Origin of the sequence: Flavobacterium sp. (genome assembly GCF_044368995.1) — a bacterium.
GTDB lineage: Bacteria > Bacteroidota > Bacteroidia > Flavobacteriales > Flavobacteriaceae > Flavobacterium.
On sequence record NZ_JBIPMS010000008.1, the window covers coordinates 23,441 to 33,222 of the forward strand.

Annotated in this window: 11 protein-coding genes; 2 read left to right on the forward strand and 9 right to left on the reverse strand. The window is 31.0% G+C overall.

The features are described 5' to 3' along the window. Nucleotides 1–2: 2 nt before the first annotated feature. From ACIQ2I_RS01535 to ACIQ2I_RS01550, 4 genes are all read right to left on the reverse strand, one after another. Nucleotides 3–770, reverse strand: a complete 768-nt coding sequence (locus ACIQ2I_RS01535) for a TatD family hydrolase (RefSeq protein WP_396180674.1) — start codon at nt 768–770, stop codon at nt 3–5. An 8-nt stretch (nt 771–778) separates the two neighbouring features. Then, on the reverse strand, nt 779–1,759 hold the full coding sequence (locus ACIQ2I_RS01540) for an acyl transferase (protein ID WP_396180675.1): 981 nt from the start codon (nt 1,757–1,759) through the stop codon (nt 779–781). A 109-nt stretch (nt 1,760–1,868) separates the two neighbouring features. Further along, a complete protein-coding gene (locus ACIQ2I_RS01545; RefSeq protein ID WP_396180676.1) occupies nt 1,869–2,678 on the reverse strand; it encodes a T9SS type A sorting domain-containing protein in 810 nt (269 codons plus the stop codon). Between the two features lie 102 nt (nt 2,679–2,780). Further along, a complete protein-coding gene (locus ACIQ2I_RS01550) occupies nt 2,781–3,119 on the reverse strand; it encodes a T9SS type A sorting domain-containing protein (RefSeq protein ID WP_396180677.1) in 339 nt (112 codons plus the stop codon). A gap of 276 nt (nt 3,120–3,395) precedes the next feature. Here ACIQ2I_RS01550 and gdhA point away from each other — a divergent pair, with 276 nt between their 5' ends. Then, nucleotides 3,396–4,739, forward strand: a complete 1,344-nt coding sequence (gene gdhA / locus ACIQ2I_RS01555; protein ID WP_396180678.1) for an NADP-specific glutamate dehydrogenase — start codon at nt 3,396–3,398, stop codon at nt 4,737–4,739. A 117-nt stretch (nt 4,740–4,856) separates the two neighbouring features. Here the strand turns inward: gdhA and ACIQ2I_RS01560 are convergent, their stop codons facing one another. The 4 genes from ACIQ2I_RS01560 to ACIQ2I_RS01575 form a co-directional block, all read right to left on the reverse strand. Next, nucleotides 4,857–5,501 carry an HD domain-containing protein gene (locus ACIQ2I_RS01560; protein WP_396180679.1) on the reverse strand — a complete coding sequence of 215 codons (645 nt, stop codon included), beginning with the start codon at nt 5,499–5,501 and terminating at the stop codon, nt 4,857–4,859. Nucleotides 5,502–5,565: 64 nt separating this feature from the next. Continuing rightward, complete coding sequence (locus ACIQ2I_RS01565) at nt 5,566–6,555, reverse strand: acyl-ACP desaturase (protein WP_396180680.1); 990 nt, start codon at nt 6,553–6,555, stop codon at nt 5,566–5,568. Nucleotides 6,556–6,560: 5 nt separating this feature from the next. Next, the gene (locus tag ACIQ2I_RS01570) at nt 6,561–7,292 is read right to left on the reverse strand and encodes a lysophospholipid acyltransferase family protein (RefSeq protein WP_396180681.1); all 732 of its coding nucleotides are present in this window, start codon (nt 7,290–7,292) and stop codon (nt 6,561–6,563) included. Nucleotides 7,293–7,382: 90 nt separating this feature from the next. Next, nucleotides 7,383–7,793: a BrxA/BrxB family bacilliredoxin gene (locus ACIQ2I_RS01575; RefSeq protein ID WP_396180682.1), complete on the reverse strand. Its 411-nt coding sequence runs from the start codon at nt 7,791–7,793 to the stop codon at nt 7,383–7,385. A gap of 151 nt (nt 7,794–7,944) precedes the next feature. On the opposite strand from ACIQ2I_RS01575, the gene ACIQ2I_RS01580 reads away from it, so the two are divergent. Further along, the gene (locus tag ACIQ2I_RS01580; RefSeq protein ID WP_396180683.1) at nt 7,945–8,772 is read left to right on the forward strand and encodes a hypothetical protein; all 828 of its coding nucleotides are present in this window, start codon (nt 7,945–7,947) and stop codon (nt 8,770–8,772) included. A 113-nt stretch (nt 8,773–8,885) separates the two neighbouring features. Here ACIQ2I_RS01580 and ACIQ2I_RS01585 read toward each other — a convergent pair. Further along, nucleotides 8,886–9,782, reverse strand: an 897-nt coding sequence (locus ACIQ2I_RS01585) for a lycopene cyclase family protein (protein ID WP_396180684.1), incomplete at its 5' end; no start/stop codon positions are given.

Consider the following 9,782-nt stretch of genomic DNA (forward strand, 5'->3'; position numbering starts at 1 on the left):
TTTTAAAATCCGAAGACATCTTTACTGTTTTGTGTGGTAATTGCCGCTATATCTTCAATTGACAACTGATAAATTTCGGATAATTTTTCAGCTATTAGTTTAATATAACTACTTTCATTGCGTTTTCCTCTATACGGCACGGGCGCTAAATAGGGTGCGTCGGTTTCTAAAACAATATGTTTGAGGTCAATTTCATTTAAAAATTGATCAATTTTCCCATTTTTAAAAGTGGCTACGCCGCCAATTCCTAATTTCATACCGCAAGAAATGGCTTGTTTTGCTTGGTTGAAATCGCCAGTAAAACAATGGAAAATTCCCCATAATTCTGCCGATTTTTCTTGTTCTAAAATTTCAAGCACTTCATTAAAAGCGTCTCTGCAATGAATATTTATCGGAAGTTTATATTGTTTGGCGAGTTGAATTTGCTTTACAAAAACAGCTTGTTGTTGTTTTAAAAACGATTTGTCCCAGAATAAATCTATACCGATTTCGCCAATTGCTGCAAATTTTCTACTGGCTAATTCGGTAATTACATGCGCCAATTCGTCTTCATAATTTTCTTTTACATAACACGGATGTAGTCCCATCATTAAAAACACATTTTCTGTATATTGTGCTTCTAAAGCATACATTTTTTGGGTATAACTACTATCTATAGAAGGCACAAAAAGTCTAGAAACGCCTGAATCAATAGCGCTTTGAATCATATTTTCTCTGTCTTCAGAAAATTCTTCAGAATATAAATGGGTATGTGTATCTGTTAAAATCATTTTATTTTTTAATAAACCATTAAATTACAACCTCTAATGTCAGAATTGTCAAATCTTCCCAATACTTCAAAAGTCATATTTTGGTGTTTTTTTCCTAAATCTTGCGTAGCAATAAACGAGCAGGAATTTATATTCGCCAAATCAATCACATTGATGCCACCTGTTTTTCCGTTTTCAACATATTGAAAAGCGTCTTCCGTATCTCTAATTAGTATATCCATCCATAAAGGACATTCAAAAATACCGTTTCCTAGCGAATACGCTTGAGATAATAGTTCGGTCATTCCGTATTCCGAGTGTATCGTGTTCACTCCAAATCCTTCGCATAGGGTTTTGTGTAATTCTTCTCGTATGATTTCTTTTCGCTTGCCTTTCATACCACCAGTTTCCATAATTATAGTGTTTTGTAAGTTGAATTTTTTATATTCAATTAAGTCTAATAAAGCATAAGTAACGCCTATCAATAGAATATTTTGGCCTTCATTTTCAAGTTCAATAATTTTATCAGCAAGTTGTTCAAGATTATTTAGATAAAATCCACTGTCTTTATGGTTGCTTTTTGCAATCAAATCGTTAACCATATATATTAAAGAAGAACCTTCTCTTTCTAAATAAGATGGAAGTAAGGCCAAAACACAATATTCCTGAATATTTCCATAAAATTGAGCGAAAGTAATGTTATAGCTGTTTTCGTATATCGAAATATCTGTTACAAAATGTCGACTTGTAATAGCACCTGTTGTGCCACTGCTGGTAAAAATAGCTTGAACTTGGTTGGAATTAGAAACTATTGTTTCCGATTTAAAAAACTGTATAGGTAAAAACGGAATCGCATTTATTTGTTTGACATTACTTGGGTTTTTCCCTAAATGATTACAAAATGCTTGATACACTTTGTTGTTTTCGTATTGATAACGAAAAACTTTTAAAGTAATTTTTTCAAATTCTTTTTTAGAGGAAATAGCAAAAATGTCTTCTTGTGAAATCATGATACAAAAGTAGAAAAAGAATATTAGTTGCAAGTATCTTTTCTGATTTTTGGGTATAAAAAAAGCACCAACATTAATTGGTGCTTTTTTGAATATGTGTTAAAACTAATTATTCAATAATTAATTTTTTAGTTGATGTTTTTCCTTCTTCAGTAATTTTTACAATGTACATACCTGGAGTTAAACCAGAAATAGTTACAGCATTATTACTTACTTTCGAATTGATTACTTCTTTTCCTAAAACATTGATTATTGATACATTGATATCACTATTTAAAGCCGTTTCAATAAATAAATTATTTTTCGCTGGATTTGGATACATTTTCAATCCGTCAATTTGTGAGAAAGATTCAGCTCCTAATACTGAAGCGCCAGGACTACTAAAAGAAATATTATCAAAACTAACTGTAGCACCGTTGTAAGCTCTAAGTTGTAATTGAAAAACAGTTGCTCCAGCAGGAACAGTAGAAGAAACAGTTACTTGAGTCCAAGTTGCTGCTTGAGCAAGATATGTATTGCTATTTCTTAATGGATCATCACTTGCAGCTGTTGTTCCAGGAGGATTTATTGGTGTTGTAGGCGTTGCACTAGTTGGGTCAGAAAATACACTCCAAATTCTGGCAGTATTACCAGTTGCTCCTCCGTCCGTTCTTGCAGCTTTGTACCAAAAAGATACATTTACTGTAGCTCCAGGAACAACACTAAATTTTTGATCCAACCCAGTTGTAGCAGTTGCAATATATTTAACAGAAAAGGTGTCATCTTGTCCTTCGGTTGTTATATGTGTTGGTAAGGCATAATTAGTTCCTGTTGACGACCATCCAGTTAATACAGTTGAGAAAGTAGGGTTAACAACTAAATTTTGTGCAATACTTAATGAAGTAGATGCAATTAATAATAATGAGTAAATTTTTTTCATGTTATAAGATTTTAAATTGAGTACAAATATAGAAACAAAATTAATTTTAGGATGCATGGGTCTCTTAAACTTAATGTAAATTTAATAAAGATATATTATTAACTAGTTAACAATCAGTTTTCTAGTAGCGGAAGCTTCGCCTTCTTTGATTTTAATGATGTAAACACCTGGGTTCAAATTAGAGATGTTTAATTCTTTAGTGTATAAAGTAGCATCAATTACTTTTTTCCCTAATACATCAAAAATCTCCACTTTTTTGTCTAAATTTAATTTAGAAGTAATGTAAACTTTCCCAGTATTGTTAGGGTTAGGGTACAAACTCAATCCTTCAATAGTAGGTTCTTGCGATCTAGATGAACTGCTGTTTTTGCTTTCTTGAGCCACAGCACCCAAACTAAATGATAAGAAAAATAGAATAATATAAATGTAATTTTTTGCCATAATTTCAATATATGAGGTAAATTTATAAAATAAATATCAATTAGCATACCAAAAGCGAAGAAAATTATTTTAATAAGCAAAATAATTATTTTTAGTAACAACGAATTTGTGCTTTTTAAAACTGTAACATTATGTTGTTTTTTTGATGATTTCTTATTTTTTTATAGGTTGTTTACTTTTAAATTAAAAAAACACTAATTTTTTTAGCAAATTCTTCGAAGTATTTTTTTTAAGATGTATATTTGCAGCAGAAAAATATCAAAAAAAAATATAATTATGAGTCAAAGTGTTACAGTATTTTTAGGCGAAGTAGCTAAAAGAAATGCAAACGAACCAGAATTTATGCAAGCCGTAAGAGAAGTGGCGGAAACAGTAATTCCTTTTATCGAGGCGAATCCTAAATACCAAGGCAAAATGCTATTGGAAAGAATGGTGGAGCCAGAAAGAGTCATTATGTTCCGAATAGCATGGATAGACGACAAAGGAACAACTCAAGTAAATAGAGGTTATAGAATTCAAATGAATTCAGCAATCGGGCCTTACAAAGGAGGAATTCGTTTTCATCCTTCTGTAAATTTAAGTATTTTAAAATTCTTAGCATTTGAACAAGTTTTCAAAAATTCATTAACTACTTTGCCAATGGGCGGGGGGAAAGGTGGTGCAGATTTTGATCCAAAAGGAAAATCAGATGTAGAAATTATGAGATTTTGTCAAGCGTTTATGACTGAGTTATCAAAACATATTGGTGCGGATACGGATGTTCCTGCAGGAGATATTGGTGTTGGAGGTCGTGAAGTAGGTTATATGTTTGGACAATATAAAAGATTAAGAAATGAATTTACTGGCGTATTAACTGGTAAAGGAATTTCCTTTGGAGGGTCACTTATTCGTCCGGAAGCAACAGGTTACGGAGATGTGTATTTCGCAGATAGCATGTTAAAAACAAAAGGTAAAGGTTTTGTAGGTCAAACGGTTGTAGTTTCTGGTTCTGGAAACGTAGCGCAATATGCTGCAGAAAAAGCAACTCAATTAGGCGGTAAAGTGGTAACTATGTCAGATTCTTCTGGTTATATTTATGACGAAGCCGGAATTGATGCTGAAAAATTAGCGTATGTAATGGAAATTAAAAACGTAAATTATGGAAGAATTTCAGATTACATTAAAAAATATCCATCAGCAAAATTTGTTGAAGGAAAACGCCCTTGGGAAGTAAAATGTAATATCGCATTACCATGTGCTACTCAAAATGAATTAAATGAAGCTGAAGCTAAAACGTTAGTTGCCAATGGATGTTTCTGTGTGGCTGAAGGCGCAAATATGCCAACCACTCCAGAAGCAGTAACTATTTTTCAAAACGCAAAAATATTATTTGCACCAGGAAAAGCCTCAAACGCTGGTGGTGTTGCAACTTCAGGCTTAGAAATGTCTCAAAATTCTTTACGTTTAAGTTGGTCTTCAGAAGAAGTAGACGAAAGATTAAAAGGAATTATGAAAAATATCCATGAAGCATGTGTAAAATATGGTTCAGATGCGAATGGTTATGTAGATTACGTTAAAGGTGCAAATATTGCTGGATTCGTAAAAGTTGCCGATGCTATGTTGGGTCAAGGTGTAGTTTAATAAGTGTTCAGTTTGCAGTAATTAGTAAAAGACTATTTAAAATAAAAAAGCAGTTTTCATTTCTGAAAACTGCTTTTTTATACACATAACTGAAGACTAAAATCTGAACATTGAATACTAAACAATTCCGTTCCACTCATTATAAAATTGCTCTAAATACGATTCCATAAAATCATGACGTTTTTGCGCGATTTTTTTACCAGTTTCCGTATTCATTTTGTCTTTTAAAAGTAATAATTTTTCGTAAAAATGATTAATTGTGGGCGCAGTAGAATTTTTATATGCTTCCTTTGACATCGATAAATGTGGCAAAATTTCAGGATCATAAATGGCTCTATTTTTAAAGCCACCATAATTAAATGTCCGAGCAATTCCAATAGCGCCAATGGCATCCAATCTGTCCGCATCTTGCACAATTTCTAATTCTTTTGAATGGAAGTTTTGTTCGAAATTTCCTCCTTTAAAAGAAATATTTTCAATTATTGCCACTACATGAGAAATGATTTCTTCATTAACATTTTCTTTTGTTAAAAAATCACGTGCTACTTTCGGACCAATAGTTTCATCACCATTGTGAAATTTACTATCGGCAATGTCGTGTAATAAAGCGGCTAATTGCACTACTTCTATATTACAAATTTCTTCTTTAGCAATTAGCAAAGCGTTTTTATATACACGCTCTATATGAAACCAATCATGACCACTTTCCGCATTTTCTAGTCGCTTTTTTACGAAGTTTTGAGTATTTTCCAGTACTGACATTTTAGTTTGGATAAAAAATTCCAAACTCTTTTGGAATTTGGAATTTATATTTTGAAAGTTAAAATTATCTAATTAAAGCAGGTTCTACCCATTTAAAAATTTGACCTTGTTCTGGAATGATTAATCTTTCAGAAATTTTTCTCATTCTTTCTGGTAATTTCATCAAATAGTCTCTAGCTTTTTCAGCTTCAGCTGTCAAACCATTGATATTTCCAATGTCCCATTTTTCATTTAATTTCTGTAAAATATCTACATAATCAGAGGCGGTATATACGCCAATTCTTTGTGCCGAATCTGAAAACGCCTCAAAAGCACTTCCAATTTTATCACCAGACTCACGTAAGAAAAGAGCAGGCATCGTAATTTTTTGCTTCATCATATATTGAAAAGCCAACATCATTTCACTTGGATCTACTTTAAAAATCTGATTTACAAATTCGCTGTAAGCTAAATGATGACGCATTTCATCACCAGCAATAAGATTACACATTTTAAACAACTTCTTTTCTCCGTATTTTTTTGCAATCAGCGCCACTCTATTATGAGAAACAAATGTGGCTAATTCTTGAAAACTAGTATAAACAAAGTTTTTGTACGGATCTCTTCCGGTTCCAATATCAAAACCATCATTAATAAGATGTTGCGTAGTTTGTTCTATTTCACGCATATTTACGCGTCCTGACAAGTATAAATATTTGTTTAAAACATCGCCATGACGATTTTCTTCACCAGTCCAATGGCGTACCCATTTGCTCCATCCATTTCTTTCCACGTTATCAACACCTTCCACATCCATTAACCAAGATTCGTACGTTGGTAAAGCTTCTTCTGTAATGGTGTCGCCAACTAAAGTAACCCAAAAATCATAAGGTAAATCTTTTGAAATTTCTCTTAATTCTTTTACTTCTTCTAAAAAGTTTTCTTGATTAGGATCAGGTAATAAATCAGTTGGTTGCCAAATTTTTTCTACAGGAATTAAAAATTCTTCCATAAAAGAATCAATTTTCTTTTCCAATAATTGCATGACTTCAAGTCGTATGTTTTGTATAGACATGTTTATTAATTTATGTGATTTTTTATAGTTTTTTCTGTTTTTTCAAAAATTTCATCAAATGAATAATCAGAAATTTTTAAAGGTTCATGAATTTGAAATGTTATTTTTGTTCCTAGTCCAAAAGGAAATTGTCCAAATTTATTCATTTTCCACGAATTGTTTATACTTATGGGAACAAAATAAGCATTTGGAGCATTTTTATATAACATTTTCAAACCATTTGTTGCAAATTCTTTAGGTTTGCCAGTTTTGCTTCTCGTTCCTTCAGGAAAAATAACCATCGAACGATTTGTACTATTGATATATTCTCCTGCTTTTTTTATTTCTGTTAAAGCTTGTTTCCCGTCTTTTCTATCAATTAATGCAGAACCACCAATTCTTAAATTTAAAGAAACACTTGGAATGCCTTTTCCTAGCTCTTTTTTACTAATAAATTTCGGATGCACATTTCTAAAAAACCAAATTATTGGAATAATATCGTGCATGCTTTGATGGTTACAAACTAAAATTAAAGGTTTGTTTTCTGGTAAATTTTCTCTGCCTGTTAAGGTATAAGTTGTACCTAGAATATGAGAAGTTCTTAATAGAAAAAAATTTAAAACCGCTACTGATATTCTATGCGCATTATACCCAAATACATGGTAACATACCAATTGAATAGGGTGAAAAAGAAGCAACCAAAATAAAAAAACTATTGCATAAAGTACCGATAATGGATACGAAATAATTTTTTGCATACCTTTTTTGTGTTAATCGTTGTCAAAGATAAGTCTTATAAATAAAAAAACCACCAATAAGGTGGTTTTTATAATATGCTTGCATAGTAGTTAGCAATATTCGTTAAACGCGTCTTGTAAGTTTTCTGCGATTAGTTCCGCTGGACGACCTTCAATATGATGGCGTTCTAACATGTGAACCAATTCGCCATCTTTAAATAATGCCATACATGGTGAAGATGGAGGAAAAGGGAACATGTGTTCTCTTACTTTGTCTACTGCTTCTTTGTCTACTCCCGCAAAAACAGTTACTAAATTACTTGGTTTTTTTACATTCTCTAAACTCATTTTTGCTCCTGGACGAGCATTTCTGGCTGCACAGCCACAAACTGAATTGATAACCACTAAAGTTGTTCCTGTTTTACTGATAGCTTGTTCAACGGCTTCAGCTGAATATAAATCTTGAAAACCTGCATCAGATAATTCTGTACGCATGGGTTTTACCATTTCTTCTGGATACATATTTTGTTTTTTTAAATTGCATTTATAATGTACAAATTTACAAAGTTTTTAGTTCTACACATATAAACTTTTCATAAAGATTTGTTATCGTTTTATAAATATGATCAAATCTTTAAAATTGTATACTATATTTGTAACAAGATATTAGATTATGAGATATTACATTTTATTTTTTTTAAGTGTTGCTACTTTTAGTTTTGCTCAAGAACTCAAAGAGGCAGAAATTGAAACGGTCAATATAAAAAGCAAACCAAAAATTGCAACTATCTTAAAAAAAGTAAATAAGCAATTGTTTAAAAAAACCGACACTACAAGTTTTGTTTTCGATTTGCGTCAAGTAAATTTAAAAAATTCCGATACAATTATTAATAGGAAAGAAGATCAAATAATTAAAATAACCAATTTCAGTAATACGTTTTCAAAAAAAAATGTGATAGAAAATAAAAATAATTGGTTTTCTAATTTTAAAGAGATTTTTAAAGCATATAGTTCCGAAGAATCTCCAATTGGTTGGCTTTCTGGTTTTCCAATTCGTAAAAATTTAACTACTTCTGAATTAGATTTTTTTGTTCATCCTAACGGATACGAATTTACCAGAGAATGGTTAGATAATGAGGAGTTATTGGTAACTTTTGAATCGAAAGGGTTTTATAAAGGCCATTTTATTGTGGATAAAAATTACAATTTATTGCAATTAAATTACGAAACTCAAGAACCCTATCCGTTCTTTTATTCCAGTGAAGAAAGCATTGGGAAAAATCATAAATTTACCTCAAACTGGATTTATCAAAGAGAAAAAGTAGCTATGAATTTTGAAATTGTTAAAAATAAAATGATATTAAAATCCTTAAATATTGAAGAAAAATTACGCGATTTTACGTTTAAACGATTTGATGAAAAAGGCGTAACTTTCACAGAGGTAAATCAGTTTTATACGAATATAAAATTGGTGAATAAGAAACATTCAGAAGAGTATTAAAAAGCTAACCACGAATTCTCGAATTAAACGCATTTTTGAAAAATTTGTATCGACCAAGTCGATAATTAATTCGAATTTACTTTTTTACTTTTTTAATTCGCGGCAACAAAAAATTAAAAAATTCTTTTTATTAACGCTTTAAGAAACAAACGTTGTGGACACATCCATATGACTTGTAAATCTTCCCAAAAAGTAGTTTCTTCATCTAAAAATTTTAAAATCAATGGTGCTTTTCCGGTTTTAAACATACTCGAAAAAATAGCACTTCCGTATTGATTTGTTTTAAATAAAATGTCTATTAGTAATAAATCGTAAAACCAAAATTTGTTGATTTTATGAAATTTGGTAAAATCATTTTTTGTTTGTAAAAACCTAACTAATTCTCTTGACTTTTTTACCGAATTTTTAAATGTATAACCTGTACTAGCTTTACTCCATCCGCCTGCAGAACCAATATTTATGATGTTTTTGCTATTTTTTTTCCAGAAAGGAAAACAAGTCATAGGAATATTGCCTTGTTCTTTTTCTACGATTTCGTATTCGGCAACACCTAATTTTTGAATGTATTTTTCAATTTCGGTTTCGTAGGCTTCTTTTGAAAGTAAATCTTTTGAAAACAAAGTATATTCTAACAAAGCTTCCGTTGATGATGTTGGTAAAATATACATAAACCGTGTATTTCCTTTTTGTTCTATGGAAAAATCCATAAATGTTGGGCAATCTTCTGTAAAAACCGCTTCTTTACTTTTGATAAACCAACCGATAAAATGTTGTTGAACCAATGGAAATTTATTTTGAGCGTTTACGAGTTCTGACGAATAAATGCTATTGAAAATTTGATTGCAAGTAAACGATTTGGTTTTTGTTTGTACCACACAATGGTTGCCTAATTCTGCAAAATCAACCACCTCATCTTGAAAAATTTCTATGTTGGATTGTTGGTTTATTTTGTCAAAAATTAATTTATAAAAATCTGCACTTCTTATCATTTTATAGGAGTACGGAAACAA

Excerpts from the sequence above, each read along its gene's own strand:
- ACIQ2I_RS01535 (WP_396180674.1), bottom strand. The coding sequence starts at position 770 with ATGATTTTAACAGATACACATACCCATTTATATTCTGAAGAATTTTCT.
- ACIQ2I_RS01540 (WP_396180675.1), bottom strand. The coding sequence starts at position 1,759 with ATGATTTCACAAGAAGACATTTTTGCTATTTCCTCTAAAAAAGAATTT.
- ACIQ2I_RS01545 (WP_396180676.1), bottom strand. The coding sequence starts at position 2,678 with ATGAAAAAAATTTACTCATTATTATTAATTGCATCTACTTCATTAAGT.
- ACIQ2I_RS01550 (WP_396180677.1), bottom strand. The coding sequence starts at position 3,119 with ATGGCAAAAAATTACATTTATATTATTCTATTTTTCTTATCATTTAGT.
- gdhA (WP_396180678.1), top strand. The coding sequence starts at position 3,396 with ATGAGTCAAAGTGTTACAGTATTTTTAGGCGAAGTAGCTAAAAGAAAT.
- ACIQ2I_RS01560 (WP_396180679.1), bottom strand. The coding sequence starts at position 5,501 with ATGTCAGTACTGGAAAATACTCAAAACTTCGTAAAAAAGCGACTAGAA.
- ACIQ2I_RS01565 (WP_396180680.1), bottom strand. The coding sequence starts at position 6,555 with ATGTCTATACAAAACATACGACTTGAAGTCATGCAATTATTGGAAAAG.
- ACIQ2I_RS01570 (WP_396180681.1), bottom strand. The coding sequence starts at position 7,292 with ATGCAAAAAATTATTTCGTATCCATTATCGGTACTTTATGCAATAGTT.
- ACIQ2I_RS01575 (WP_396180682.1), bottom strand. The coding sequence starts at position 7,793 with ATGTATCCAGAAGAAATGGTAAAACCCATGCGTACAGAATTATCTGAT.
- ACIQ2I_RS01580 (WP_396180683.1), top strand. The coding sequence starts at position 7,945 with ATGAGATATTACATTTTATTTTTTTTAAGTGTTGCTACTTTTAGTTTT.